Source organism: Heyndrickxia sporothermodurans, from assembly GCF_003055045.1.
Classification (GTDB): Bacteria; Bacillota; Bacilli; order Bacillales; family Bacillaceae_C; genus Heyndrickxia; species Heyndrickxia sporothermodurans.
The window spans coordinates 1-26,873 of record NZ_NAZB01000019.1; the positions used below are offsets into that span (position 1 = coordinate 1).

Annotated in this window: 35 protein-coding genes and 1 riboswitch; of the genes, 21 read left to right on the plus strand and 14 right to left on the minus strand. The window is 35.5% G+C overall.

Features of this window, described 5'->3' with window-relative positions; genetic code table 11:
• A partial coding sequence (locus B5V89_RS07565; RefSeq protein ID WP_142406517.1) for an IS3 family transposase occupies nt 1-165 on the plus strand: 165 nt, incomplete at its 5' end.
• A gap of 94 nt (nt 166-259) precedes the next feature.
• Here the strand turns inward: B5V89_RS07565 and B5V89_RS07570 are convergent.
• The 7 genes from B5V89_RS07570 to B5V89_RS07595 all read right to left on the minus strand — a co-directional run bounded on the left by B5V89_RS07570 (nt 260) and on the right by B5V89_RS07595 (nt 6,132).
• The gene (locus B5V89_RS07570; protein ID WP_066234591.1) at nt 260-457 is read right to left on the minus strand and encodes a CDGSH iron-sulfur domain-containing protein; all 198 of its coding nucleotides are present in this window, start codon (nt 455-457) and stop codon (nt 260-262) included.
• Between the two features lie 92 nt (nt 458-549).
• Nucleotides 550-1,965 carry a glycoside hydrolase family 18 protein gene (locus B5V89_RS07575; RefSeq protein ID WP_066234593.1) on the minus strand — a complete coding sequence of 472 codons (1,416 nt, stop codon included), beginning with the start codon at nt 1,963-1,965 and terminating at the stop codon, nt 550-552.
• Between the two features lie 89 nt (nt 1,966-2,054).
• The gene (locus B5V89_RS07580; RefSeq protein WP_084347820.1) at nt 2,055-2,993 is read right to left on the minus strand and encodes an alpha/beta hydrolase; all 939 of its coding nucleotides are present in this window, start codon (nt 2,991-2,993) and stop codon (nt 2,055-2,057) included.
• A gap of 87 nt (nt 2,994-3,080) precedes the next feature.
• Nucleotides 3,081-3,212, minus strand: a complete 132-nt coding sequence (locus B5V89_RS20590) for a hypothetical protein (RefSeq protein WP_258223510.1) — start codon at nt 3,210-3,212, stop codon at nt 3,081-3,083.
• 65 nt (nt 3,213-3,277) lie between these two features.
• Nucleotides 3,278-4,171: a hydroxymethylglutaryl-CoA lyase gene (locus B5V89_RS07585; protein WP_108071306.1), complete on the minus strand. Its 894-nt coding sequence runs from the start codon at nt 4,169-4,171 to the stop codon at nt 3,278-3,280.
• A 126-nt stretch (nt 4,172-4,297) separates the two neighbouring features.
• On the minus strand, nt 4,298-5,476 hold the full coding sequence (locus B5V89_RS07590) for a toxic anion resistance protein (RefSeq protein WP_108071307.1): 1,179 nt from the start codon (nt 5,474-5,476) through the stop codon (nt 4,298-4,300).
• A complete protein-coding gene (locus B5V89_RS07595; RefSeq protein WP_108071308.1) occupies nt 5,473-6,132 on the minus strand; it encodes a 5-bromo-4-chloroindolyl phosphate hydrolysis family protein in 660 nt (219 codons plus the stop codon). Before B5V89_RS07595 ends, B5V89_RS07590 begins: the two co-directional genes overlap by 4 nt.
• A gap of 274 nt (nt 6,133-6,406) precedes the next feature.
• Here B5V89_RS07595 and B5V89_RS07600 point away from each other — a divergent pair, with 274 nt between their 5' ends.
• The 4 genes from B5V89_RS07600 to B5V89_RS07615 all read left to right on the plus strand — a co-directional run bounded on the left by B5V89_RS07600 (nt 6,407) and on the right by B5V89_RS07615 (nt 9,459).
• Nucleotides 6,407-7,594 (plus strand): acetyl-CoA C-acetyltransferase, encoded by a 1,188-nt coding sequence (locus B5V89_RS07600; protein ID WP_107920119.1) that lies wholly within the window; start codon nt 6,407-6,409, stop codon nt 7,592-7,594.
• A gap of 147 nt (nt 7,595-7,741) precedes the next feature.
• Nucleotides 7,742-8,431, plus strand: a complete 690-nt coding sequence (locus B5V89_RS07605; protein ID WP_107920118.1) for a CoA transferase subunit A — start codon at nt 7,742-7,744, stop codon at nt 8,429-8,431.
• A 30-nt stretch (nt 8,432-8,461) separates the two neighbouring features.
• Entirely contained in the window at nt 8,462-9,130 is a 669-nt protein-coding gene (locus B5V89_RS07610) for a CoA transferase subunit B (protein WP_108071310.1), read from the plus strand.
• A 77-nt stretch (nt 9,131-9,207) separates the two neighbouring features.
• The gene (locus B5V89_RS07615; RefSeq protein ID WP_066234698.1) at nt 9,208-9,459 is read left to right on the plus strand and encodes a YqkE family protein; all 252 of its coding nucleotides are present in this window, start codon (nt 9,208-9,210) and stop codon (nt 9,457-9,459) included.
• A gap of 27 nt (nt 9,460-9,486) precedes the next feature.
• Here B5V89_RS07615 and B5V89_RS07620 read toward each other — a convergent pair whose 3' ends face one another.
• The 3 genes from B5V89_RS07620 to B5V89_RS07630 are packed head-to-tail and all read right to left on the minus strand — an operon-like array spanning nt 9,487 to nt 10,627.
• Nucleotides 9,487-10,101 (minus strand): class D sortase, encoded by a 615-nt coding sequence (locus B5V89_RS07620; RefSeq protein WP_066234616.1) that lies wholly within the window; start codon nt 10,099-10,101, stop codon nt 9,487-9,489.
• On the minus strand, nt 10,098-10,271 hold the full coding sequence (locus tag B5V89_RS07625) for an anti-repressor SinI family protein (RefSeq protein ID WP_084347822.1): 174 nt from the start codon (nt 10,269-10,271) through the stop codon (nt 10,098-10,100). The genes B5V89_RS07620 and B5V89_RS07625 overlap by 4 nt, the downstream gene beginning before the upstream one ends.
• On the minus strand, nt 10,256-10,627 hold the full coding sequence (locus B5V89_RS07630; RefSeq protein ID WP_066234619.1) for a helix-turn-helix domain-containing protein: 372 nt from the start codon (nt 10,625-10,627) through the stop codon (nt 10,256-10,258). Before B5V89_RS07630 ends, B5V89_RS07625 begins: the two co-directional genes overlap by 16 nt.
• Nucleotides 10,628-10,917: 290 nt before the next feature.
• Here B5V89_RS07630 and B5V89_RS07635 point away from each other — a divergent pair, with 290 nt between their 5' ends.
• From B5V89_RS07635 to B5V89_RS07670, 8 genes are all read left to right on the plus strand, one after another.
• Nucleotides 10,918-11,478 (plus strand): TasA family protein, encoded by a 561-nt coding sequence (locus B5V89_RS07635; RefSeq protein WP_066234622.1) that lies wholly within the window; start codon nt 10,918-10,920, stop codon nt 11,476-11,478.
• A 317-nt stretch (nt 11,479-11,795) separates the two neighbouring features.
• Nucleotides 11,796-12,389 (plus strand): CalY family protein, encoded by a 594-nt coding sequence (locus B5V89_RS07640; protein ID WP_066234628.1) that lies wholly within the window; start codon nt 11,796-11,798, stop codon nt 12,387-12,389.
• 166 nt (nt 12,390-12,555) lie between these two features.
• Entirely contained in the window at nt 12,556-13,422 is an 867-nt protein-coding gene (gene tapA, locus B5V89_RS07645) for an amyloid fiber anchoring/assembly protein TapA (RefSeq protein WP_268766475.1), read from the plus strand.
• Nucleotides 13,419-13,997, plus strand: coding sequence for a signal peptidase I SipW (sipW, locus tag B5V89_RS07650; protein ID WP_066234633.1), 579 nt, complete (start codon nt 13,419-13,421; stop codon nt 13,995-13,997). The genes tapA and sipW overlap by 4 nt, the downstream gene beginning before the upstream one ends.
• 241 nt (nt 13,998-14,238) lie before the next feature.
• A complete protein-coding gene (locus tag B5V89_RS07655) occupies nt 14,239-15,813 on the plus strand; it encodes a transposase (RefSeq protein ID WP_108071312.1) in 1,575 nt (524 codons plus the stop codon).
• A gap of 236 nt (nt 15,814-16,049) precedes the next feature.
• Nucleotides 16,050-16,658, plus strand: coding sequence for an LPXTG cell wall anchor domain-containing protein (locus B5V89_RS07660; RefSeq protein ID WP_107958666.1), 609 nt, complete (start codon nt 16,050-16,052; stop codon nt 16,656-16,658).
• Nucleotides 16,659-16,724: 66 nt separating this feature from the next.
• Nucleotides 16,725-17,342, plus strand: coding sequence for a TVP38/TMEM64 family protein (locus B5V89_RS07665; RefSeq protein ID WP_066234641.1), 618 nt, complete (start codon nt 16,725-16,727; stop codon nt 17,340-17,342).
• A 13-nt stretch (nt 17,343-17,355) separates the two neighbouring features.
• Nucleotides 17,356-17,649, plus strand: a complete 294-nt coding sequence (locus B5V89_RS07670) for a DUF5658 family protein (protein WP_066234643.1) — start codon at nt 17,356-17,358, stop codon at nt 17,647-17,649.
• A gap of 20 nt (nt 17,650-17,669) precedes the next feature.
• On the opposite strand, the gene B5V89_RS07675 is transcribed toward B5V89_RS07670, so the two are convergent.
• From B5V89_RS07675 to mciZ, 4 genes are all read right to left on the minus strand, one after another.
• Nucleotides 17,670-18,002 (minus strand): helix-turn-helix domain-containing protein, encoded by a 333-nt coding sequence (locus B5V89_RS07675; protein ID WP_066234645.1) that lies wholly within the window; start codon nt 18,000-18,002, stop codon nt 17,670-17,672.
• Nucleotides 18,003-18,104: 102 nt separating this feature from the next.
• Nucleotides 18,105-18,233, minus strand: a complete 129-nt coding sequence (locus B5V89_RS07680; protein WP_107921359.1) for an anti-repressor SinI family protein — start codon at nt 18,231-18,233, stop codon at nt 18,105-18,107.
• Nucleotides 18,234-18,275: 42 nt separating this feature from the next.
• Nucleotides 18,276-18,384: riboswitch (cyclic di-GMP riboswitch) on the minus strand.
• Between the two features lie 336 nt (nt 18,385-18,720).
• Entirely contained in the window at nt 18,721-19,635 is a 915-nt protein-coding gene (locus B5V89_RS07685; protein WP_066234650.1) for an aldo/keto reductase, read from the minus strand.
• Nucleotides 19,636-19,704: 69 nt separating this feature from the next.
• Complete coding sequence (gene mciZ / locus B5V89_RS07690; RefSeq protein WP_084347829.1) at nt 19,705-19,833, minus strand: Z-ring formation inhibitor MciZ; 129 nt, start codon at nt 19,831-19,833, stop codon at nt 19,705-19,707.
• Between the two features lie 101 nt (nt 19,834-19,934).
• On the opposite strand from mciZ, the gene B5V89_RS07695 reads away from it, so the two are divergent.
• The 8 genes from B5V89_RS07695 (at nt 19,935) to deoB (ending at nt 26,867) form a co-directional block, all read left to right on the plus strand.
• Entirely contained in the window at nt 19,935-20,486 is a 552-nt protein-coding gene (locus B5V89_RS07695; RefSeq protein WP_066234652.1) for an NUDIX hydrolase, read from the plus strand.
• A complete protein-coding gene (locus B5V89_RS07700; protein WP_066234655.1) occupies nt 20,483-21,646 on the plus strand; it encodes an endonuclease Q family protein in 1,164 nt (387 codons plus the stop codon). Before B5V89_RS07695 ends, B5V89_RS07700 begins: the two co-directional genes overlap by 4 nt.
• A 47-nt stretch (nt 21,647-21,693) precedes the next feature.
• Nucleotides 21,694-22,884, plus strand: coding sequence for a class I SAM-dependent methyltransferase (locus tag B5V89_RS20430; protein WP_244913471.1), 1,191 nt, complete (start codon nt 21,694-21,696; stop codon nt 22,882-22,884).
• Between the two features lie 136 nt (nt 22,885-23,020).
• Complete coding sequence (gene spoIIM / locus B5V89_RS07710) at nt 23,021-23,671, plus strand: stage II sporulation protein M (RefSeq protein WP_066234657.1); 651 nt, start codon at nt 23,021-23,023, stop codon at nt 23,669-23,671.
• A 111-nt stretch (nt 23,672-23,782) separates the two neighbouring features.
• Nucleotides 23,783-24,226, plus strand: a complete 444-nt coding sequence (gene fur / locus B5V89_RS07715; protein ID WP_066234661.1) for a ferric iron uptake transcriptional regulator — start codon at nt 23,783-23,785, stop codon at nt 24,224-24,226.
• 124 nt (nt 24,227-24,350) lie between these two features.
• Complete coding sequence (locus B5V89_RS07720) at nt 24,351-24,572, plus strand: YqzK family protein (protein ID WP_066234663.1); 222 nt, start codon at nt 24,351-24,353, stop codon at nt 24,570-24,572.
• 4 nt (nt 24,573-24,576) lie between these two features.
• Nucleotides 24,577-25,470 (plus strand): site-specific tyrosine recombinase XerD, encoded by an 894-nt coding sequence (xerD, locus tag B5V89_RS07725; protein ID WP_066234666.1) that lies wholly within the window; start codon nt 24,577-24,579, stop codon nt 25,468-25,470.
• Between the two features lie 209 nt (nt 25,471-25,679).
• Nucleotides 25,680-26,867, plus strand: coding sequence for a phosphopentomutase (deoB, locus tag B5V89_RS07730; protein WP_108071314.1), 1,188 nt, complete (start codon nt 25,680-25,682; stop codon nt 26,865-26,867).
• Nucleotides 26,868-26,873 lie beyond the last annotated feature (6 nt).

The following is a 26,873-nucleotide window of genomic DNA, read 5'->3' on the forward strand; positions in this document are numbered from 1 at the left end:
TTAAAACAAGAGATGTATCATGGAGAGGCATTGTGTTCTTTTGAAGAATTAAAGAGCAAGATTGAAAGATATATAGATTATTATAATAACAAACGTATCAAACAAAAATTGGCCGGTATGTCTCCGGTTCAATACCGCATTCATACCAGCCAATTAGCTGCTTGATATAAACTCTAACTTTTCGGGGTCACAACACTTAAGGGGGTTTTTACATAACAAAAAGTTATGTACGGGATTATCTGTTGGTGAATCACCAAAACTACTCTGCACGAACAACGGACTCAAAATTCCCTTTATGGGAGCCATCGCAAAATGGCTTTTTATTTGATAAGCCACAGCGGCATAATGAAAAAGATGGTTTCGTTTCAAATACATTTCCTTCCGCATCAACTAGTTCCACATCGCCTGTTACACGGTAAGATCCATTATCATTGACTTTAATTTGTACTTTAGACATCATCATCATCCTTTCTAAAATTAGACAATCTACTATTTATGGTATAAGGAAAAATACAAAAAAGCAACAAAGTATATGGAAAGAAATTGCTACTATATTAATTTGCGGGCTTTAAAGTTATTTTCTTGGACGAACCAATTTTGAGGAAAGGGGGTTCCCAGTACCCAATAGCTGATTCCTCTGAGACGATAGTTATTAACGACATCAAATTTTGCTTGGGCACTTCTTGCATCTTCGAACCAAACTTCATGCTGTTGACCATTTTCATCAGTATAGCGGAAGAAGGGAGATTGGTAGGTTGTATTGTATTCAATGGTTGCTCCATATTTCTGGGCTAACTGAATCGCTCTTTGGGGACTAACGGTTTTTGCGAGAGTTCCTTCCTGCCACGGAATTTTCCAATCACGTCCATATAACGGTGCACCCATCATAATTTTATTTCGTGGGATCACTGTTACGGCATAATCAAGAACTTTTTTCACTTCATTAATTGGCGCGATAGCCCATGGCCGTCCCCCTGCCCAGCCCCATTCATATGTCATTAGTATAATGAAATCAACAATCTTTCCTTGAGCTTCATAATCATGTGCCTCATAAAGAATCCCTTTTTGTTCGGACGTAAGTTTCGGAGCTAATGCAGTTGAAACTAAAAAGCCTTGCGGATGGAGCTGTGACACGACACGACTGAGAAAAGAATTGTAGTTTTCACGATCCTCAGGATAGATGTATTCAAAGTCAAAATTAACGGCATTATATCCTTTCTCCTGCATTATAGATAGGAGATTCTGAATAAGAAGATCTTGAACCGATTGGTTTCTTAAAAGGCTCGCAGCCAAATCAGAATTAAAATTTTGATTAACAAAATTTGTTACAACTAATAAAGGGGAGACATGTTCAGAACGGGCAGCGCGAATAACAGCAGTGTCATTCAGTTCTGTCAAACTGCCATCCTCTTTAATTGAATAGGTGAATGGTGCCAGGTAAGTAAAATATCTCCCAAGTTGATGAATGTTTTCAGTAGCGCTTGCATCTAGCGTTGTTATATACGCATTTACCTCTTTAAATGGGCGAGTCCTTTCCGGAATTCGCAGTACTTGACCAATATAGAGAGTGTATGGGCTTGCTATGTGGTTCACTTCAGTAATATCTGAAGGATTTACATTATATGCTTGAGCAATCGACCAAAGTGATTCACCAGGGCGAACAGTATGATAGTGGATAGGGATAAATAATACTTGACCAATGGAAATATCAATTGGATTGGATAGTTGATTGGCTACAGCAATTGCTTGCACTGATGTTCCAAACCGCTGTGCAATCGCCCATAGATTGTCTCCAGGCTGAATAATATATTCATAACCGGGTGAAGGAATAACAAGTGCTTGACCGATCACTAACGTATCAGGATTTTTCAATTGGTTAGCCGTTGAAATTTGAGTTATGTTCACTCCATATCGCTTGGAAATAGCCTGAAGACTTTCTCCTTTTTTTACTACATGAATATTCATTTGGATCTCTCCCTAGTTATTTTCCCTATAGATACTGTATTCAGATACAAGTACAAATGTTTAAAAAAATCACTAGAAAGAGAAATTTTTTATGCATTTTGCTTAGAAAAATTTTGATCTTTCACATATTTCATAAGAAATTCATCCACTGTTCTTTCATAATCTTCACGATTCTCATTAAAGGATTGGGCGTGCATACCGTTGACAGCAAGATAGAGCATTTTTTCACCTTTCTTCTTTTTAAATAAAGCTTTCGTCATTTCTGGTAATATATAATCATCTTTTTCACTATGTACAAATAATATCGGTTTCTTTATATTTTCAATAACATTAATTGGAGAAACGTTTTTTAAAGAATACCCGTCACGAAATTTAATAAATAGGTTAGCAAGAGGAAGTAGCCATTTTCCAGGTAGTTTAATTTCACATGAGATTTGATACGCCAAAAGTTCACGAAAATCGGAAAAAGGGCAGTCGACGATATAAAAATTAGCCCGATCCTCAAGGCTTCCCGCATATAAAAGAGTTGTTGCAGCTCCCATTGATTCCCCATGAATACCAAAAAAGACATTTTCTCCTTCAACAGAAATAAGATAATCTACTACGGCTTTTAAATCATGCTTTTCATAATAGCCATAGCTAGTCGTTTTTCCACCGCTTTCACCATGTCTTCGATGATCATAAATAATCGCATTAAAGCCTCTTTCAATAAATATGTTCATATATTTGATAGAATTTGTTTTATTTTCGGTAACCCCATGACAAAAAATCATGTATTTCTTCACATTTGGGTATGGGCGGACGAACATAGCCTTTATGTTATAACCGAAAGGAGAAGGAATCCATACCTCTTGCTTTGGCAAAGCTTCAAACGAATGGGGATCAAGACGCTTTGCTTGGACTTCTCGATCGAAAACAAACTGTTTATCTTTTCGAGCAATATGCATAATTCTTTCTGAAAGATAAAATCCTAACCCAGCCGTTGCAAGGATCGTCGCACCGCCAAGAATGGAAAATTGTTTTTTCAATTTGCACGCCTCCATCGCTTTTTTTGATTATTTTACCATAAATATAAAAAAAGAAACTGACGAATGAAGTCAGCTTCCATGAAGCAATTACTGTTCTGAATTTTGTCGATTAGTAGGGTGGATCGCTTTATTTAATTCTTCTGCAGCGATCGTTTGTTTTGTCGTATCCGCAGTTGGTTTCCCTTTTTGACTATAGCCTTTTTCACGTTGTTTTGTCATTTGTAGTCATCCTCCTTAAACAATAGCCGATAACATTAAAATGAGCAAAACGGGAAAAATTATACTTATTTCTTAGAAAGCTGATAATAACCACTTTCAATTTTTCGGGATAGAGCAGGTGATACAGTATCAATCGCTTCGACAAGCTTAGTTAAATCGATACCTGTACTAATTCCCATTCTTTCGAGCATAAAAACGACATCCTCCGTCGCTACATTTCCAGTGGCACCAGGTGCAAACGGACAGCCACCAAGACCGCCGGCAGAAGTATCAAAACGGTCAATACCAGCCTGTAAAGCCGCAAAGATATTGGCAAGAGCCATTTTCCTCGTATCATGAAAATGTGCGGTTAAAAGAACATTCGGCAGTCGCTCTTTTAAGGAAGAAAACAATGAAAAAGATTCCGATGGAGCTGCCATTCCAATCGTATCTGCTACACTTAACTCATCAACTCCAGCAGCAACAAATTCTTCACACAAACGAAGTGTATCGCTTTCTGCGACTTTTCCTTCAAACGGACAATAAAAGGCTGTGGAAATACATGCCCTTACAAAAATGTTTTTTTTCTTTAATTCAGTGATAATTGGTTTTAATTCATCTAAACTTTCCTTTGTGCTTTTATTAATATTTTTTTTATTAAAACTGTTACTTACACCTACAAAAACAGCGACTGAATCGCATCCCAGCTCCAAAGCTCGATCAATTCCTTTACGGTTCGGGGCTAAGACGATATTTGTAGGGATATCAGGGGGTGAAGCAACAATTTCAGATGCATCCTGCATTTGCGGCACCCATTTAGGAGAGACGAAAGAAGTTAATTCCATCTCCTTAATCCCTGCACCAGCAAGTTTATTGATAAACTGTAGTTTTGTCTCTGTTGGAACAAAATTCTTTTCATTTTGTAATCCATCACGTGGACCGACTTCAATAATAGTAACTTCCTTTGGTAATGACAACATAAATTTCTCCCTCCCATTTTCTATTGTAGTGACAGTTAGTGAATAATTGCAAGAATTATGTGAAATGAAAGAAAGTAGGTAGGAGTCCTCATGAAAAAAAACGGTAAAGATTACCGCTTTTTCGAATTACGATTTTAAATTCAATAGCTTTTGCTTTAATTCGTTTTCCATCGTCATTAATTCTTGTTCTGCTTGATAACGTTTTGCTCGACCTTCTTGTTGAATTCGAAGTGTTTCTTCTAACGTAGAAACGAGATTTTCTTGTGTTTTCTTTAATGTTTCAATATCAACGAGTCCACGCTCATTTTCCCGAGCTGTTTCTAATGTGTTTTGTTTCAGCATTTCGGCATTTTTAAGCAGAAGATCATTTGTTGTTTTAGATACCTGCTTTTGTGCTTCAACGGCACTTCGCTGGCGGATTAGTGTTAAGGCAATAGCAATTTGGTTTTTCCACAATGGAATCGCCGTCATAATGGAAGATTGAATTTTTTCTGCAAGTGCTTGATTCGTGTTTTGAATTAAACGAATTTGTGGAGCACTTTGAATCGTTATTTGTCTGCTTAATTTCAAATCATGAAGTCTTTTTTCAAGACGGTCGGCGAACTGAATCATGTCATTGACATCTTGGACAGCCATTTGATCTCCTGTTGCAGCAGCTTTGTTTTTTAGTTCCGGAATGGTTTTAGATTGCAATTCCTCAAGCTTCAGTTCACCGGCTGCAATATAAATGTTTAACGCATGAAAATAATCTTTATTTTTTTCATATAACTGCTCCAGCATTTGCACGTCGGCTAATAATGTTTTTTTCGAATGGTCGAGCTTTACACTTATTCGATCAATTTGGGCACCTGTTTTCTGATATTTTGAAAGGACTTCTTGAATAGAATTGGAGATTTTTCCGAACATTCGAGAGAAAAGACCTTTCTTCTCAGGGGAAAGTTCATCAGGATTCACATCGTGCAATTTTTTCATTAAGTCACTCAAAATATCCCCGATTTCGCCAATGTCTTTCTTTTGAACATGATCGAGCATTGAATGAGAAAAATTCAACAGCTTGGATTGTGCTTGCGTCCCATATAAAATAATTGATTGATGGTTTTTCGGGTCAATTTGTTCAGCTAATTGGACCGCCTTTTGCCGGTTTTCTTCTGGTAATACATCAATCAATCGGGTCGGTCTATCCGTTTGATTTTGTGTAGGTGTGTCATTAATGATGAGCTCCTTATCTCCAAATGGATTTGCGAGGAGGTCATCCATGCCGGTACTTATATCTTCTTGCCATAAGGTGTCTTTTGTTTCACTCATTTGATCGTTCTCCTTTCATCGTCTTTTGTCAGTGGATTTTTTAATGTTTTTAATGAGTGTTTAGCTACGTCTAATTCCATTTCTAGATGATCAATATCACTTGATAGTACTTCATATAAATCTTTCTCGATGGATCTCTTTAAATCCTTTAAAGTATCCCGCGTTTCGTTTAAGGAAAAAGAGAGTTTATCATTTTTTGCTGGTTGTGAGGCCAAAAATGTATATTTTTCAGAAAGCTCAACAATCGAATCTAAATGATAGAAATAAAACTTCTCAGCTTTAAAAAAGCGCCCAGGTTCTTTTTTGATGATCGTTTGGATTCGTTTTGTGAGTCGAATAATTTCAAACATTTGTTTAAACGCACCGATATTACGCATACTGAAAAACACTTTTTGCAGCCGTTGTATTTTCTTTTGTGCTTCTTTTAAATTTTTGACAATATAAGCATACTCTTTTCTAGTTAAACGGTGTCTTTTCAAATAATGGTGGCTTGTATACCATTTGATCACCGAATAGACAATTGCGCCACCGCCTAGTGCAAAGAGGGACGCCAGCCAATAGGGTTGGGAATATACAAAGAAGCTAATTAACCAGATGGCCACAGTAGTAGGTAGTGTGATAATCAATCGTAACAAAAACGCTAAGAATGGATGCATTCCAATCGACTCCTGTCTAAAGAACTATTACATTATTTCATACGATTATCGTAAAATAAAGATTCATTGCATACTATTATAAAGGAGAATGCTTATGAAATAAATACATCTAGAGGTGTAGAGAATGCTACTTCGCAAGAATCAGGAACCTTTTTTTAAAAGGGAATTTAAAAAAAATAGAGGAATTCCGCACTTTTTATCGAAGAAGTAGTGAGTAACGTCATTTTTTGACGAATGAAGGTAGACATTAGTAACTACAGCTGGGAGGAGAACGATGGGAAATCAAGAGGTAGTCATTGTAAGTGCCGTAAGAACGGCGATTGGCAGTTTCAATGGAACATTAAAAAATACACCAGCAACCGAACTCGGTGCAATTGTTATTAAACAGGCATTAGCAAAAGCGGGAGTAAAAGGCGAACAAGTAGATGAAATTATCATGGGAAATGTTTTGCAAGCAGGATTAGGACAAAATCCAGCGCGTCAGGCAGCCATTAAAGCGGGCGTTCCTGAAAGCGTTTCCTCGATGACGATTAATAAAGTTTGCGGATCGGGATTAAAAGCAGTTCACTTGGCAACACAGGCAATTTTAGCGGGCGATGCCGATATTATTGTAGCCGGCGGAATGGAAAATATGAGCAGGGCTCCATATCTTTTAAACAATGCAAGAGATGGTTTCAAAATGGGAGATCAAAAGCTCGTCGATAGCATGATTCAAGATGGCCTATGGTGTGCGTTTAACGATTACCATATGGGCATTACAGCTGAAAATCTTTGTGACCAATATCAAATAAGTCGCGAGGAACAAGATCAATTTTCCGCTAATAGTCAGACAAAAGCAGTAAAAGCGATTGAAGAGGGAAAATTTAAAGAAGAAATCGTTCCAGTAGAAATTCCACAACGAAAAGGCGATCCGATCATTTTTGATACGGACGAATATCCGAAAAAAGGTACATCTGTAGAAAAATTAGCGAGCTTAAGACCAGCCTTTAAAAAGGACGGGTCAGTTACAGCGGGCAATGCATCAGGAATAAATGATGGGGCAGCAGCTGTTGTTGTCATGTCTAGAAAAAAAGCGGAAGAACTAGGGATAACTCCACTCGTTACGATTAAAGCGAATGCAAATGCAGGAGTCGATCCGAGTATCATGGGAATAGGACCTGTTACAGCAGTGAAAAAGGCGCTTGAAAAAGCGAATGTATCATTAGAGGAAATTGATTTGATTGAAGCAAATGAAGCGTTTGCAGCCCAGTCACTAGCTGTCGATCGTGAACTTCATTTCAACCAAGAGATTTTAAATGTAAATGGCGGGGCAATTGCTTTAGGACACCCAATTGGGGCAAGCGGAGCAAGAATTCTTGTTACGTTAATTCATGAAATGAAAAAAAGACAAGCAAAGAAAGGGTTAGCGACTCTATGTATTGGTGGGGGCCAAGGCGTTGCGACAATTGTCGAACTAGTTTAAAGAAAAGCGGAGGCGACTGTTAAGCCCCGACAAGCATAAGTCATCTTACGTAGTGGCTTGCTCTGTAGCCACGCAGTAAGATGACTTATGACCTCGAGGGGCTAGGAGCCGCAGCTGGACAAAATTGATTAGGAGGTAAGGCTAAAAATGAAACAAGTTCACACATCCTTTCAAGAAGCAGTTGCCGATATTCATGATGGAGCTACATTAATGGTTGGCGGCTTTGGACTTTGCGGGATTCCCGAAAATTTAATTCAAGCATTAGTTGAAAAAGGGGTCAAAGATTTAACGGTCATTTCAAATAACTGTGGGATCGATGACTGGGGATTAGGTCCATTATTGAAAAATAAGCAAATTAAAAAAATGATTGGATCCTATGTGGGAGAAAATAAAGAATTTGAACGCCAAGTATTGGCGGGAGAATTAGAAGTAGAATTAACGCCGCAAGGAACATTAGCGGAAAAAATTCGTGCCGGTGGTTCGGGCATTCCGGCATTTTATACACCTGCGGGAGTAGGGACACCCATTGCAGAGGGAAAAGAAACCCGAGAATTTTATGGAAAAGAATATTTATTAGAAGAGGCCCTAACAGCTGACTTTAGCCTAATTCGAGCGTGGAAAGGCGATAAAATGGGCAATTTGGTGTATAACAAAACGGCCCGCAACTTCAATCCGATGATCGCAGCAGCAGGTAAGGTAACGATAGCTGAAGTAGAGGAACTCTATGAAACAGGTGAACTGGACGCAAACTTTATCCATACGCCAAGTATTTACGTTCAAAGGATTATCCAAGGGGATCAAGAAAAACGGATTGAAAGAAGAACCATTTCGAAATAAATAGATACATAGGGAAAGGAGTGTTCCTAATTGGCGGAAGATAAATTTCTAGTACGGGAAAAAATAGCGAAGAGAGCGGAAAAGGAAATAGAAGATGGATTCTACGTGAATCTGGGGATTGGTATGCCTACTTTAGTAGCAAACTATATATCTGAAAATAAGCAAGTCGTTTTGCAATCGGAAAATGGATTGCTCGGAATCGGCCCATATCCAACAGAAGAAAATATTGATGCTGACTTAATAAATGCTGGCAAAGAAACGGTAACAGCCATTCCCGGATCATCCTATTTTGATAGTGCGGAATCATTCGCGATGATTCGTGGCGGACATATTAATATCGCCATTCTAGGTGGAATGGAAGTTTCAGAAAACGGCGATTTGGCCAACTGGATGATTCCAGGAAAAATGATTAAAGGCATGGGCGGAGCGATGGACCTTGTCCATGGAGCCCAAAAAATTATCGTCATTATGGATCACGTCAATAAAAATGGCGATGCGAAAATATTAAAAAAATGCAGCTTACCTTTAACAGGCAAAGGCGTTGTGAACCGAATTATTACGGAACGAGCAGTCATTGATGTAACCGATCAAGGTCTTGTCTTAAAAGAAGTGGCAAAAGGATATTCGGTGGAAGATGTTCTTACTTCTACAGAGCCCAAGCTGCACGTACCCGAAGATGTGAAACTAGAGGCTTATTGATATTTGTAGTAAAATAAGGAGGAATTAGCGAAAATATGCTAATCCTCTTTCTTATTATTTTTAAAGGAGTATTTCTGATGGCTAAGAAAAAGAATAAACAACCGAAAACGAAGAAAACAGATGATCATTTGACATTGCAAGATACATTAAATCAAGATATTCTTTTAAAATTAAAACAAACGCAACAACAATTAAAAGATGAAGAAGAAACTAAAAAGCTAAAAGAAGCAGAACGAAAACGTGAGGAACGAAGACAAAAGGAAAAAAATAAATCATTTGAAGAATTGTTAAATGAAAGCTCAATGGATTGGAAAAAATATAAACAATAGTAGGGTGTATGTGGCTACATCCTATTATTATTTTGATGAATGTTGGACAGGCAGTGCCGTAATAATGTAACGATTTGGAGCATCCCCTATGTAAGAAAAAGGATAACAGGTTGTTATGGTCAACACCTCTTCAGGTGCTGTTGATTGAATGACACTGCGATCATCTACGTCAACGATTTTTGTCTCTTTGATTTTATAGGAAAATGTTCCATAGGGGAGCTTAATAGTCAGAATATCCCCTATGCGCAATTCTCCCATTTTTCGAAACACTGTATCCCGATGGCCGGATAGAACAATTTGATCCTTGTCCATTGGATATGCGGTTCCTTTATAATGTCCGACCCCTTTTTCTAAATCATCTTCATCCGTTCCTTCTACAATTGGCAGCTCTGCATTGATTTGCGGGATGGACAATATCCCTACGACATCATTTTGCTTTGGTTTAAAATCAGCTTTTTTTTGTGATTTATGTTTTTTCATATCATCAGTATGTTTTTCTAAATCATCCGTTTGTTTTAATAATTGCTGAGCCTTTTTAATGCTTTCACTATGGGTATGTTGAGTTTTGAAAAATTGATATCCACCAATGCCGATAAAGAGAAGGCCAAACAAAATAATAATGAAAGATAATGATTTAATCATCCGCTTTTATGTAAATCTCGTAAAAAGGCTTGATTAGTCGTTTTCGTTATTTCAAGAAAGTGACGAATTTCATTCGGAGTAATCCCTAAATTCCTTGCTTCCTCTAATAATTTTCGCCATTCTTCTCGTTGATCAATCGATTCATTTTTTTCTTTTAATTCCATCCCCATTTGCCAATCCTCCTAGTTTTTTTCTTTTCTTTCCAATGTTTAAAGATGAAAAATTCTTGGAGTGTTTGAAAATCTTCTTTATTTAATCCGTTATTAATCGCATGATTCAACAGCTTCTGCCATTCTTCATCAATAAGCTTCATTTCGCTTTCATTCTCTATATTTTCATGAAGAAGAAATTCAATTGTTGTATCAAGTGGTTTAGCAATCTTACCAAGGAACTCAAGAGAAGGATTATTTCGCAAATCCCGTTCGATATAGCTTAAATAAGATTTAGAAATTCCGGCAAGTGCCGCTAATTGTGTAATGGAATATCCCTTTTCCATTCGCAATTTCTTTATTCGTTCACCAATCATCTCTCTCTCCTCAAATCATTATGAATTTAAACAGTATGATGGTTTATTTCGTTCATTATAAAAGACGTTTTGTTCTTTATAAAGTTGTGAAATAGTGAGAAAGAACGAGCATAACCTAGATAATGAACGAAAAATGTTCTTTATATAGAAAAATAGGTTAAATTTACGATTTTTCCAAATAGTTAAAACGAACTAAAATTACAATAAGTGTTCTTAATTGGAAACGAATCTTAAAGAACGGCATCAATGCGTATAATTAAGGACTCAATATTAAAGGGAGGGGCTTAATAATGAGTATTAAAAAGAAGCTTGGCATGGGGATGGCAACAGCTGCACTTGGGCTATCTTTAATTGGTGGAGGAACATATGCTTATTTTAGTGATACGGCTGAGGCAACAGGAAGTTTTACAAATGGTACATTGGATCTAGGGATAAATAAAACAACGATTGTGGATATTAGTAATTTAAAGCCGGGAGATTATATGTTTAGAGATTTCCAATTATCTAATGACGGATCTCTTGATATGAAACAGGTGTTATTAAATTCATCTTATGAGGTTATTGATGCAAATAAAGATAATGGTACGGAAGACTTTGGAGATCATATTATGGTTGAGTATCTTTATAAAGTAGAAGGAAAGGAAAATGTAGTTTTTAGAAAAACTCTATCAGAGTTAAAGAATAACCCTATAGAAGTTTTGAAGAATGTTCCTGCAGGGAAAAAACAAATCAAATTTACTGTTCAATTTAAGTTTCTAGATAATGGGGAGGATCAAAATAAATTCCAAGGTGATTCATTGAAACTGAAATGGAATTTTGAAGCGAAGCAAAAAGATGGTGAAGCAAGATAAAACAAACAGGTGCAAAAGCTAAGCTTTTGCGCCTTTTTGTTTGTACTTTATAAAAAATAATTTCATTAAAAAATTATAAAAAAGTAAGGAAATAAGAGATAAAACGCGATAAAGAACATTATCTGTTCTTTTTAAAGAAAATACGGACCTTTTTACGATTTTTCAAACTAATCTAAATGTCCTATACTCAAAATAAATATTCGTTAAAACGAACAATAAAGAACAACTATGAAGAACAAATACTGTTTGCAACTTCTTATGATCATCATAAGGGTTCAAAATAAAAAAATTTCTAGGGAGAAAGAGGAGGAAACAAAATGAGTCTTAAAAAGAAACTAGGTATGGGCGTAGCATCAGCGGCACTAGGATTAGCACTAATCGGGGGAGGTACATATGCGTATTTCAGTGATACAGCGGAAGCAAGTGCTAACTTTGCAGCTGGAACACTTGATTTAGTTGCAAATCCAACAACTATTATTGATGTAAAAAATATTAAGCCAGGAGATTGGATGGATCGGGAATTTACTCTTCAAAATAATGGATCATTAGATATTTCAAAGGTTTTATTAGAAACAGATTACGAAGTAATTGATGCAAAAGGAGATAATGCGGAGGATTTTGGTAAATATATTGAAGTCTCATTCTTAGTAAATAAGGATAAAAAGACTGAGGTAGTATATAAAACAACATTAGACAAATTGAAAAACGATAAAGATGACGTTGTAGAAAGAGATCTTCTTGGTTGGGTTTTAGGTGGAGAGCCAAGTGGGCTTAAAGCTGGTACATCAGACAAATTCTCGGTTAGATATAAGTTTGTAGATAACGGTAAAGATCAAAACGAATTTCAAGGTGATCAACTTAAACTTACATGGAAATTCAATGCTAAACAAACAGCAGGTCAATCCAAATAATAAATTTACATTGAAGGTGGGATCTTCCCACCTTCTTAATAGATATTAAAATTATTCCTTATAAAAAATCATTAAATAAACGAGAACTTTAAGATTTTTTATAAGGAATAAAATCCTCATAAGCATTGGTTTTTGGCAGGAAACAGGATGTAGGGAGGGATATAAAATTAGAAGATTAAGAGTCCATAGATTCGGAAAGAAAACAAAAAAGTTACAATTGCTTGTGAAATTAGTTGCGATTTGGTACATAGCACTATTCACCGGTTCATACCTAACCTCCAACACTGGAGCCTATTTCAACGATTCAGATGATATAAAAGGTACGATAATTGCAGGAACTTGGGAAGTAGATGATGGGAAATGGGATAAGAGTTTGCTGAAATTTCTTGGTGAAAAAGATCAAACAATTAAAAGCTGTGTGAAAACAACTATTTCTGCAGCGATCAAGAATACTGGAAATAATATGAAGGATACATCCAAGTTTGAAGTCTATTCCGCTAAAAAAGGAAATCCAAAAGATGGATCGAAAATTGGCGAAGGCACCATACCAAAGCTAGCAACCAACAAATCAATGAATCTTACATTTGCTGTAAAGGAACCTGGTAACTATAAGTTTAAAGCGCTCCAAAGACCGGGACATCCGGGTAAAGGTGAGTTATGGAGTGAAACAATTACAATTGACTGTAATAAAACGAAAACTACAACGACAGATAAAGATGAAAATGCAAAAGACGATAAGAAAAATGAAACGAATACCCCGGAAAAACAACAATCAAATAGCGAAGATAAAAAAGGCACAACTGATAAACAAGAAAACAGTGATGAGTCAAGTAAAAATACAAATGAAAAACAAGATCCAAAAAATTCAAACGGTAATACAAATGAAAAACAAAATCCTAAAAACTTAAACGATAATACCAACCAAAAACAAGAACCAAAAGATCCTTCGTCTGATGGAAAAGAAAAAACAACCGCTAGTGAACCAAAAGATGATGGGGATGCAAATATAAAATCGGATGGTGATCAGAAATGAAGGCAAAAAGAATAAAAAAATGGATTAGTTCTATTATCACAACAATTTTATTTCTCGTCCTAGTTTTTATGCTATTCGTTGTGATTTCATCGAAAGCGTCGGGCGGTGAACCACAATTTTTAGGATATCAATTAAAAACGGTTTTATCTGGATCGATGGAACCAGGCATTAAAACAGGATCAATTATCGCAGTAAAGCCAGCTGAAGATAAAACCCATTTTAAAAAAGGTGACGTGATTACCTTTAAAGCGGATGAAAAAACAATAGTGACACATCGAATTATTGAAGTAAATAAAAATGGCACTGACGTAATATATAGAACAAAAGGCGATAATAATAAAACAGCAGATATGGAACCGGTCCTTTCGCAAAATGTATTAGCTAAATATACCGGATTTACTTTACCATACGTAGGCTATTTCATTAATTTTTCACAATCAAAAAATGGAAGTGCATTATTGCTCATTCTACCGGGATTATTATTGCTTGGCTATTCAATCATCTCCATTTGGAGAGCGATTGCCCAAATTGATGATAAAAAGACTCCTCCGGAAAACATTGAAAAGTCAGCCTAATCAATTAGATGGGGAAAATCCCATCTAATATATTTTTTTACAGAATTTTCCGAACGAGAAAGCCCACTCCTTTAGGGGTGGGATGAGAGAGAGGTCAGATACGGAGTGCCACGAAAACAGAATGTTTGTAGTACTTCAAGTATCTGAAAAATATCGTAAAAACTTGGGCATGTCCCTTGTTCTTTTATATTCAAAATAATATAATTATAGAAACATATGTTCGAATTGTAGGTGTTCACGAATGGCAAAAATATCTTCACCGAGTTTCGTATTATCGTTAGAGTTAAAGAAAAACCCTCTTTTATTTTCCGTAGCTTTTGATGAATTAGAAATTTGTAGAGCAATGTACAATACGATATTGAGCCAGTATTTGAAATTAGAAAAACAAATGAAACGGGAAAAACGTTATAAAAAACTTATTCGTCAATTGAAAGCTGTTTCGAAAAAATTAGAGAAAGATGAACAAAATAAAGCGTTGATAAAAGATAAAAAACAAATTAAAGATGACTTAAAAACATTAAGAGAAAAATACCACCTAACGGAATATTCTTCTCATGTATGGGTGAAGCCGATTCGTGAACACTTCGGTAATAGAGTGAATGCAGCTGTTGCTCAAAAAATAGCGACAAGAGCCTGGAATACTTTTAGTAGAAAATTGTTCGGGAAAGCTAAAAAGGTTCGTTTCATTCGAAAAGATGAAATGGATAGTTTTGAAGGCAAAACCAACAAAACAGGGTGGAGATACATCGATGGAAATATTGTATATAAAGATTTACAATCTCCATTAATCTTGAAAAAGAAAGACCAATATGCTTTAGAAATCATTCGTCATTTAGAAAAGAAAACAGAGTTTTCTTTTAAAGTAACCTCTAAAGGGGAAACAAAAACCGTTCAGGATTTTTATCGTGTCAAATATGTTCGTATCGTCAAGAAAGAAATTCGGGGAAAAGTGCGTTTATTTGCTGATCTAGTCATTGCTGGTTATCCACCGTCAAAAAACAGAAAACTTGGTAAAGGAAAAGTAGGTTTAGATATTGGTATCTCCACCGTCGCTGTTTCAGCTTTAACAAAAGTTTCATTGGTAAATTTAGCCGAGCAAGTAAAAGAGATATCCCGTGAAATTACGCTAACCCAAAGAAAGATGGATCGTTCAAAGCGTACCACAAATCCACAAAACTTTCATGTTGATGGGACCATTAAAAAGGGTAAGAAATACTGGGTGTTTTCAACGCGTTATAAAAAGCTTCGCGCGAAACTAAAAGAGTTTCATCGGAAACAAGCGGTTATTCGAACATTATCTCATCGAACATTAGCGAACAGACTGTTAGAATTAGGCGACACTTTCTATATTGAAACAATGAATTTTAAAGCACTGCAAAAGCGAAAAAAGGAAACTGAAGTTTCTGTAAAGACTGGTAAATATAAACGTAAAAAGAGGTTTGGAAAATCACTAGGACATCGAGCACCGGCAATGTTTGTTTCTATATTAGAAGGAAAGGTAAATCGTCTTGGAGGTTCATTTATTAAAGTTAATACGCATAAATTTAAGGCCAGTCAGTATTGTCATGTACGAGATGACTATATTAAAAAGGCTTTGTCACAACGTTGGCATCAGATAGATGAAAACACGAAAATTCAAAGAGATTTATATTCGGCATTTTTGTTAATGAACTCAAACGCATCTGGAACGAAAGCCAATCGAAAACGTTGTCACGAAACGTTTCCTATTTTTCAAAATCTACACGATTTTGAAATAAAGGAGATTCTAAGTCAAAAAAGGATGATCTTTAATTCAGGCATCATCCTAAATAATTAAGTGAATTTAAATTTGCGGTTTGATACAACCGAACTCGTGAGAGCCGAAAGATGCTGTTGGTAATGGAAACGAATGTTTCTTTGACAGCGAGTGTTCTGGAGAAAATTGTCTCAGTATCTGCAACCCTAAATGCCGAGCATACATTTTGTACGATCTGTGGCTGCCGGTCAGATGAAAGCAATAGATTCAGAACCCCACTGCTTTAGCTGTGGGAGTATCGGGAGGGTGGAGAGTGAATGAAAAAAATTCGAAAGTGGTTCCCTCTAATATTATTGGTTCTTATCCTTTTGCCAATAAATCATGTCGATGCACAAACAAGCGAAAATGAAATTAATATTGAGACGTCCCCGCATAAAATCTTATTCGACGTCGATAATATGAAACCCGGTGATTGGGCGATAAGGGACTATACTATTTTTAACAAAGGAAAACAGGATTTTGAATATACAGCTTCTGCTCAGTTTAAGTCGGGTTCAAAAAAGTTGTTTAAACAATTGGAAATTGAAATATCTGACAAGAACGGCGTATTATATAGTGGGAAAATTAAAGATTTTGATGGATTGGATTATCGAAAATTAGCCAAATCGGATGAAGAAACGCTTACGTTCAGAGTGGATTTTCCGGCAGAACTTGGAAATGAATATCAAGGTTTAACGAGTAAATTTACAATTAAGCTGTATGTTAGAGGAACTTTAGGCGGACTTTTACCAGCGGATGGAGGGGTCTTGCCGAATACAGCAACTAATATGTTTAACTTTATTGTCGGAGGCTTGATTTTAGTCATAGGTGGTGCGACAATGTATTTGTACCAACGAAGAAAATCAATCGATCTAAAAAAGATATAATAAGATGCGTATTCATTGAATACGCTATTTTTATAAATGCAATTTAAGAAAAAGAGGGAACTTAAGATGAAGCAAATCATAACATTAGTGATAACAATTTCTATAATCATCTTGGCCTATACACAAAAAGAAGGGATGCTTCATCTTATCGAATCAGGAGAAAGCACGGCCATAATTATTAGCCTACTTTTTGTTGCTTTGCTCGTATTCTTTCCTGTTACGCCGTTTGCGATTGTAGCGGGGATAATTGGTTCTGTGTTTGGGGTTTGGACGGGCTCGATTATTTCATTGTGCGGAAGTGTTTTCGGTTCGTTGATTATGTTCTTCGTGGCAAGATACGGATTCCAGCAATGGGTGCAAAAAGTACTTAATAAATATCCGAAAGCGAAGGAATACGAAAGCATTTTTCAAAAAAATGCATTTCTTGGAATTTTATTATTTCGTATAGCCCCCGTCATACCTGCGCCATTGCTGAATGTTCTCTGTGGTGTCAGTATGATTAGGTGGCCTATTTTCTTTATTGCTACTTTAATAGGAAAGTTTCCTTCAATTGTTATTTTTACGTTTGCAGGCAGTTTATTCGCTAGCAATAAATTACTCTCAGTCATAATTTATGGGACTTATTTTGTCATTATCGCAATAATCACAACTATTCATATCCAAAAAAGAAAAATACAAATGTGAATGGGGAGGTTCTATGATTGTTGCCTTTCATTGTTTGGCAGCACTAAATATCATTGATGCAGTAATTACGTTTATTGGTCTAAAGTTAGGTATGATAAAAGAGGCAAACCCATTAATGGATTATATATACAATCAACATTCAATCTTGTTTTTAGCAGTGAAACTGTCGTTTTCCTTCATATTATATAGTTTTCTATATGTAAAAAAAGTACCTGCAAAAAACATAGTAAAATACACGGCGTATATGGCCGTTTTGATTTACTCGTTTGTATTTTCACTTCATTTATATTGGATTGTAAAAATATAAAAGCGTCCAACTGAACGCTTTTATTTATTATTATTTAATTTCCATTTATTAAATTCTATAAACTCACGGAACTCATCTTTCGATACACCAGAATTCATTGCTTCACGAACGAGAAGTTCCCAGTCTGAATCAAGTTCGTTTTCATCCGTTTTTTCAATCTCCTCATGTAATAAGGAGTTCACGGAAATTCCTAAAACGGCGGCAATTTTTTCAAGAAATTGAACAGAAGGATTGGATTGGATATTTCGCTCAATGGAGCTTAAATATGATTTCGCAACTCCAGCCTTTTCCGCAAGTTCTGATAAAGATAATTGTTTTTGAAGTCGAAAATTTTTAATACGCTGACCAATCATACACTTCTCACCTTCCTCCGAATTATTATAACATATAGCGAAGGAATTGTTTCATATTTAGAACAAAAAATACGCCTAACATATGAACTATGTACCCATTTTTTAAAATTTAACCTCCAGTTTATTTTTTGAAAAGTATTCTTTAATATCAGAAATACTTATTCCCATATCTATTGCATCCAAAATTAAGTTAACCCATTCTTGATCTAACGACTTTTCATCTACCTTCATTTGATTTTCCATTTTTATCCCCCTAAAATACGATGATAGTATTTAGGTAGTCCAGCCACCATAGTCGGGACACCGGGTTTCGCCTAGTATCCCAATCCTTAGATCTGTGACTTTGCGTCCCTATTTTTCAATAGGTTTGCCCTTTTCTGATGAAAATTACCTTCATTTTTGCTATTACTTATTGTCTATTCCCTACAAACCTGAGTATAAAGGATTAGATAGTTGGATACTCGTGGAATTTGTCGATGTCGAAAATACATTAATTTGCAGCAGATTGAATCAAATCTTGTAGATAATCAAAGAATTTTGTATTTTGATGTAAATTAAAGTCGATTTACTAACTTATTTATGTAACTTGACCGTCAAAGGCTTCTAAAAATAATACTTAAAAGTAATATATTTTGTCGAAAGTCATATATAGATGTAGAAATGTTTTTTTAGGATTATTCTGTTTATTTTTAAAAAAAGCTTTTTGTGAATGATCAAATCATCTGTGGTCTGTGTATTTATTTTGTTTAGTCAACTTAATTAATAAATCGCGTTCTTCTTTAGATAATGGACTCTTCTCAACTGCTTTGGCATTTTCCCTAATTTGTTCCGCGTTGCTGGCACCGGTAATTACGGAAGCAACTGATTCATTAGCTAAATTATACTGCAGAGCAAGTTCTGTCATTTTGCGGTTTCCCAGCAATAATTTATCCTTGATTTCTTGCATTAATTCAACTAATTCCTGATAGGAATAATCCAAATACCCTTTTTCCGAAATCTTTTCTATGCTTCTTTCGCTTAATATCCCTTTCGCAACAGGTCCTCTTGTCACCGCACTAACAGAATGTTCTTTTAAAAGAGGGAGTATGTCCTCTTCTGGACGACGATCTAGCAAACTATACTGGATCATTACGCTTACAATATTCGATTTTTGCACATATTCTCGGATGACATTTGGGCGAATGGAAGAGATTCCATAATATCTAATTAATCCTTCTTTTTTTAGTTCCTCAAAAGCTTCAATTGTTTCATCAATCGGATCTTGAATTGTCCCGCCGTGCAATTGATATAAATCGATATAATCTGTTTGTAGACGGTGAAGACTATTTTTTACCGCTTCTTTAATATAAGCTTTTGAGGGATCCCAATGCCAACTCGTTTTATCATCATTCCAGCGATTACCTACCTTAGTTGCGATAATGACCTGATCACGTACCGGTTTTAGTGATTTTCCAACTATCTCTTCATTTAAACCAAAGTCATAAAGATCAGCTGTATCGAAGTAATTAATTCCTACATCAACAGCGGCTTTCACAATCTCTTTTGCGGCAATTTCATTCGTCCCTAAAGACATACATCCAAGCCCTAACTTTGATACATATAATTCGGATGTTCCTAATTGATTTTTCTGCATGAAATTTAGTCCTTTCTTTCATTAGTAGAACTTATTTTATCGAAAAAAAGTGAGAAAAACCACTAATTGCTATTGTCCGGTTTTTTTAATCCAATCACTAACGTATTTATGCTTTTTCGCATAAAATTTAAGACTCTCTCTAATTTCCCAAGCCTTCCCACTTAAAATAATCCCTTTTGGTTGAATATAAATTTTCACTTGTATTCGCTCCTTGAAAAAACTCTAAGATTTTTTCGCATTTTTCTTTTTGTGTTAAAATGTATGAATGATGTCCAAGATTAGAACAGGGAGCAGATAAAATGCATAAATTCACTGAAAAAACATTGAAGACTGAAAAAATCTTTGAAGGAAAAGTGGTTCATTTACAAGTTGATGAGGTTGAACTTCCAAACGGAAAAACATCAAAGCGTGAAATCATTAAACATCCAGGTGCAGTTGCGATCTTAGCTGTTACCGATCAAAACAAAATTATTTTAGTTGAACAATTTAGAAAACCAATGGACAGGGCAATGATTGAGATTCCTGCTGGTAAATTAGAGCCAGGGGAAGAGCCGGAAATTACCGCTGTTCGGGAACTGGAAGAAGAAACGGGCTATGAATGCGATGCGTTAGAGCATATCACCTCCTTCTATACTGCACCGGGATTTGCTGATGAAATTTTACATTTATATTTAGCAAAAGGGTTAAAAAAGAAAGAACATCCTAAAGGTGCAGATGAAGATGAATTTGTTGAATTGATGGAGGTGACATTGGAAGAAGCAGTCAAATTGGTCGAGCAACAAAAAATTTGTGATGCGAAAACAGCCTATGCAATCCAATATTTACAATTAAAAGAGGCGAAAAAGAATTGAAGAAATACTTTGTTGATCTACATATTCATATCGGCCGTACAAAAACGGGTAAACCAGTTAAAATTACAGCTTCAAAAACATTGACACTTACAAATATTTTACATGCTGCAAAATTGCCAAAAGGACTCGATATGATAGGGATCATTGATTGTCATTCACCAGAAGTGATCGCCGAAATTGAAGATTTATTACAAAACGAAGAACTAGTTGAAATGGAAGATGGAGGTTTTAGCTTTCAAGATTCTGTCACACTTATTCCCGGTGTTGAAATAGAAGTGAATGATGAGAATTGTAAAGGTCCGCTCCATGTACTAGGTTATTTTCCTTCTCTTAAGAAAATAAAGGAATTTTCCAATTGGTATACTGGAAAAGTGAAAAATAATCAGTTAAGCACACAGCGAATTCGTGAAGATGCACGGAGTTTGCAGAAAAAAATCAAATCATTGGATGGCATTTTTATTCCAGCTCATGTATTTACCCCATTTAAAAGCCTTTATGGAAAAGGTGTAGAGTCATCACTAACAGAAGTATTAGATCCGAATTTAATTGATGCTATTGAGCTTGGCCTAAGTTCCAATACAGAAATGGCGGATCATATAAAGGAATTGCATGATTATACATTCGTTAGTAATTCCGATGCACATTCACTAGCGAAAATTGCCCGTGAATATCAAGTAATGAAATTAGAAGAACCGACCTTTCTTGCCCTAAAAAAAGCACTTCATCATAAGGATGGAAATGAAATTGTTGCGAATTATGGATTAAATCCTTACTTAGGAAAATATCATGAAACAACCTGTGCCAAATGCTTTACGAAAAAGATTGGTGATACATGCGAACAATGCGGTTCTACGAAGTTTACTAAAGGGGTGGCAGATCGAATTAAGGAATTAACAACTGCAAATTCAGTACCAGATCGACCACCATATATTCACCAAGTGCCACTAGATTTCTTGCCGGGTCTAGGACCAAAAACGATGGCAAAATTACTTGATCATTTTGGGACAGAAATGAATATTCTTCATAATGTCCCGAAAGAGGAAATCGAAAAACTAGTAAAAATGGACTTAGCTGAATTGATTATCAAAGCGAGAAATGGTGACCTACAGTTATCTGCTGGCGGCGGTGGACAGTACGGGAAAGTGTCTGATAAACAATAAATATTTAGACGCGTTTTAGTCCACCTTGTGAAATTACGGAGGGTTTTATGAAAGATAAAAATTATTTAGAATTAATTAAAGAAATCACAGTACGTCTTGTTGAGGAAAAAATTCCATATCATTTTATCGATTCCACATCGTTATGGCTGCAAGGTGTAGAAGTAGACCATTCGGAATCGGTTTTTGTTCAAGTTCAGTGGGATCTTTTTGACAATTGCTATCAGATTTTTCAAGATTTTGAACAAATAGGTAGGGAGAGAAATGAAAGATCTGCACTTTTTAAAGTGAAAAGTGCAGATTACACGATTCTTGTTCATTGTGATTTTAATACGACGATAAAAACAGATCCTTATCGAATCGAAATAATGAAGGAAAATCAATTATTTTACTGTATTTCTTTATATAAATATCTTTATTTTAACTCGAAAAAGATAAATACGCTCGAAATAGAAGCATATTTATCAAAAGAACAAGCTTTGGTAACCGAGCAAAATGAAGCAGCTTGGAATCAAAATAATTACGCTGCCCTTTTAAATCGCTATGGTGCGCCCGAAGAGATAGCAAATAAAATAATTGAAAATCCAAAATGGAGACTCCATCCTTTTTATAAATATCTCGACCCTTTAGCTAATAAGAAAGTGCTTCATTTATTAGGGTCAAATGGGATCAAGGGAGTGGCGATGTCATTACTTGGAGCAGATGTAACGGTAGTTGATTTTTCAAAAGAAAATGAAATGTTTGCGTTGGAACTAAGCGAAGCAGCAGGGACTAATCTTTCATATGTAGTTTCAGACGTACTATCACTACCTAACGAGCAATTTCATGACCAATTCGATATTGTCCTAATGGAGCTTGGAGTGTTGCATTATTTTATTAATTTGAATGAATTAATGCAAAAAATCTATCAACTATTACGAAAGAATGGTCGTTTTGTTTTGCATGAGTTCCATCCGATTTCAACAAAACTAATCACTTCAACAGGGAAGAAACATAAAGTGACAGGTAACTACTTTGATCCATCTATTGAAAAAAATCATGTCGCCTTTACAAAACATATGCCGGAGGATGAAAAAGCAAATTTACAACATGTTCTCCAACGAAAATGGACATTAGGTGAAATCATAACCTCTGCAGGGAGTTCTCAACTAGTTATTGAAACGTTAGAAGAAGAACCGAACCATAAAATTTCAGATATTGGCTTGCCAAAAACATTTACATTAGTTGCTAAAAAGCTGTAGCCCTATTAATAGGTACCTACAGTTTTTTAGTTAATATTTTCTTCAAAAAAAATTGATAGATTAGCATAAGATTGCATATCCTGCATAAGGTGATAATAAGAGATTTTGTTATCTAATTTAGTAGGAGGAAGTAAAAATGCGGAAAAAACAGTCGTTCTCTAATCCTATCATTCGTCATGTACAAGAATATTCCTCAATTTACTCATTTATCATTGTTCTGTTTTTAATGGGAGTCGTATTCGGGGCGGTTATTGTTAATAGCTTATCCTTTGATCAGAAAGAAGACTTATACTATTATTTAAACCAATTTTTTGGACAAGTATCGGATGGGAAAGTGGCTGCTCCCTCTGATTTATTTCGCTTAAGCTTTCTCCATAATGTGAAATTTCTAGGGTTAATGTGGATATTGGGAATTTCGATTATTGGTTTACCGCTTATCCTTATATTATTGTTTATTAAAGGGATTGTCGTCGGATTTTCCGTTGGTTTTCTTGTTAGTCAAATGCATTGGGGAGGTTTTTTGCTTTCATTTGTTACGGTTTTGCCACAAAATCTTTTTATTATCCCGATGTTTATTTTTATCGCAGTGGTTTCCGTAGGGGTATCACTAAAATTAATACGCAAAATCTTTATTAAACAAAATATAGGTTTTCACATTTTTCCAATGCTTGCCCAGTATGTCATTGCTTTTGTTTTCGCTGTAGGGATCATTTCGTTAGCAGCAGGTGTCGAGGCCTATCTTTCACCAACTTTGATGAAAAGTGTCATGTCATATGTTAATAAATAATGATTATTAAATAATAAAAGCTACTCTTTAAATGTAATAATAATTTTATTTTGCATCTTTTCTCTTGCTTCTGTTATAATTAAAACGATAGTGGCGAGGGAGGATACTTCAATGGAAAGTCGTGTTGATAGAATAAAAAAACAATTGCATTCTGCAAGTTATAAACTAACTCCGCAACGTGAAGCGACGGTAAGAGTGTTGTTGGAAAATGAAGAAGATCATTTGAGTGCAGAAGATGTTTACCTCCTTGTTAAAGAAAAGTCGCCAGAGATTGGGCTAGCAACCGTTTATCGTACATTAGAACTACTAACAGAACTAAAGGTTGTAGATAAGATTAATTTTGGTGATGGTGTATCACGATATGATTTAAGACAAGAGGGAGCTGCACACTTTCATCATCATTTAGTTTGTATTGAATGTGGTGCGGTGGATGAAATCCAAGAAGATTTACTTGAAGATGTTGAAGCAATTGTTGAAAAACGCTGGAATTTTAAAATTAAAGACCATCGCTTAACCTTTCATGGGATTTGCTGGCGCTGTCAAGATAAAAAATAAAGAAGACGAATCTTAAAAAAACCTTTTCATTAATGAAAAGGTTTTTTAGGTATAATTTTTTGTTCCTTTGGCATAGCTTGTATTAGAATAGACAAATTATTTAGCGAAGGGAACGGACAATTTCATGTCTTGGATTAAAGTGATTGTACGTACATTAAAGGTTTTTATTTTATTTACTGGATGCACATTGCTATTTTATTATGGTATTATGTGGGTAAATCAAGAATATGAGGATTATCATCGTTATGATGAACCAAAAGGTACGGCGGTAAAAGTAAATTCGGTAAATCAGGAAGGTCCCAATTGGTTTAACCGCTTATTATTGTTTTATTTAGATGGGGAGTAATAGAATGCTTGATCGTTTAAGAGATTTTATTCATTTTATGATAGTAGAAAAAGGATTATCGAAAAACACGATTGTATCGTATGAAAGAGATTTAAAAAGCTATATAAACTATATGCAAAAAGTGGAACAGCTGGAAACATTAAATGAAATTACTCGTGTGCATATCGTCCATTTTTTAAATCATTTAAAACAACAAGGAAAGTCGGCGAAAACACTTGCACGACATGTTGCATCTGTCAGATCATTTCACCAATTTCTTTTAAGAGAAAAAGCAACCGACAATGATCCATCTGTTCATATAGAAACTCCGCAGACGGAGAGAAATTTACCAAAAGTACTAAGTTTATCAGAAGTAGAGGCCCTATTAGATGCGCCATCAGAAACAGGGATATTACCGTTAAGGGATAAGGCGATGTTAGAATTATTATATGCGACCGGAATTCGTGTAAGTGAACTGATAAATCTTAATTTAGATGATCTTCATTTAACAATGGGCTTTGTAAGATGTATAGGAAAAGGGAATAAAGAAAGAATTATTCCGATTGGTAAAACTGCTTCAACGATACTAGAATCCTACTTAAAAGATAGTAGACCAAAGCTTCGATCGAAACAATATCAAACAGAGGCCCTCTTTTTAAATCATCATGGCAATCGCTTAACAAGACAAGGTTTTTGGAAAATACTTAAAAGCCTTGCTAAAAAAGCAAATATCGAAAAAGAACTTACACCACATACATTGCGCCATTCGTTTGCGACCCACTTGTTGGAAAATGGTGCTGATTTAAGAGCAGTTCAAGAAATGCTCGGGCATGCAGATATATCGACGACACAAATATATACGCATGTATCGAAAACAAGATTAAAAGATGTATATTCGAAACATCATCCTCGTGCTTAATAGATTGCGAGAACCACTATTTTTTAGTGGTTTTTTCAATTGAAGGATTTAGTTGTAGAGTTGCTCTCTCCTTTGGTAAAATAGAGTTGTCAGACCTCTTACCTTGAAATACGATCAGCTTAATCGCTGGTTAACTTTTCGCACGAAGGGTAAGATATCTTTGTTAGAATGTAACCGTTTTAAATATTATTTGAAAGGAATGAAATAACTTGAGTAATTATACATACAAGCGAGTTCATCTTATTGTAATGGATTCTGTTGGAATTGGTGAAGCACCAGATGCAGAAAAATTTAATGATTTAGGTGCGGATACCTTCGGACATATTGCTGAAAAAATGAATGGTCTTAACATGCCAAATATGGGGAAATTAGGACTTTCCAATATACGTGAGATTCAAGGGATTAAAAAAGCGGATAAACCCCTTGCTTATTATACAAAAATGCAAGAAGCATCGAATGGGAAAGATACAATGACTGGTCACTGGGAGATCATGGGGTTAAATATTTCTACTCCATTTCAAGTCTTTCCTAATGGTTTTCCAGATGAATTAATTTCTGAATTAGAACAAAAATCCGGTCGTAAAATAATCGGAAATAAACCGGCGAGTGGGACGGAAATTTTAGATGAACTAGGTAAAGAACATATGGAAACAGGTGCCTTAATTGTTTATACATCGGCGGATTCTGTATTACAAATAGCTGCCCATGAAGAAATCGTTCCATTGGACGAACTTTATAGAATATGTGAGATTGCCAGAAAATTAACATTAGACCCCAAATATATGGTAGGACGTATTATTGCTCGTCCGTTTATTGGTGAGCCGGGCAATTTCACGAGAACACCGAATCGTCATGATTACGCACTAAAGCCGTTTGCTCGTACCGTAATGAATGAGTTAAAGGATAATGACTTTGATGTTATTGCTCTAGGGAAAATTTCAGATATTTATGATGGCGAAGGTGTAACAGAAGCGATTCGTACAAAATCCAATATGGATGGAATGGATAAATTTATTCAAACATTTGATAAGGAATTTACTGGATTGAGCTTCATTAATTTAGTTGATTTCGATGCTTTATACGGTCACCGTCGTGATCCAATCGGATACGGAAAAGCATTAGAAGAATATGATGCTCGTTTACCTGAGGTTTTTGAAAAAATGACTGATGATGATCTTCTTATTATTACTGCTGACCATGGGAATGATCCTATCCATCATGGAACTGATCATACTCGGGAATATGTTCCGTTACTAATTTATTCAAAACGTTTTAATGGCGGGGCAGAACTTCCACTCAGAAAGACATTTGCAGATATAGGGGCAACCATTGCAGATAATTTCAATGTGAAGCTACCTGAATTTGGAACGAGTTTCCTAAAGGATATTCAAGGATAGAGGGGG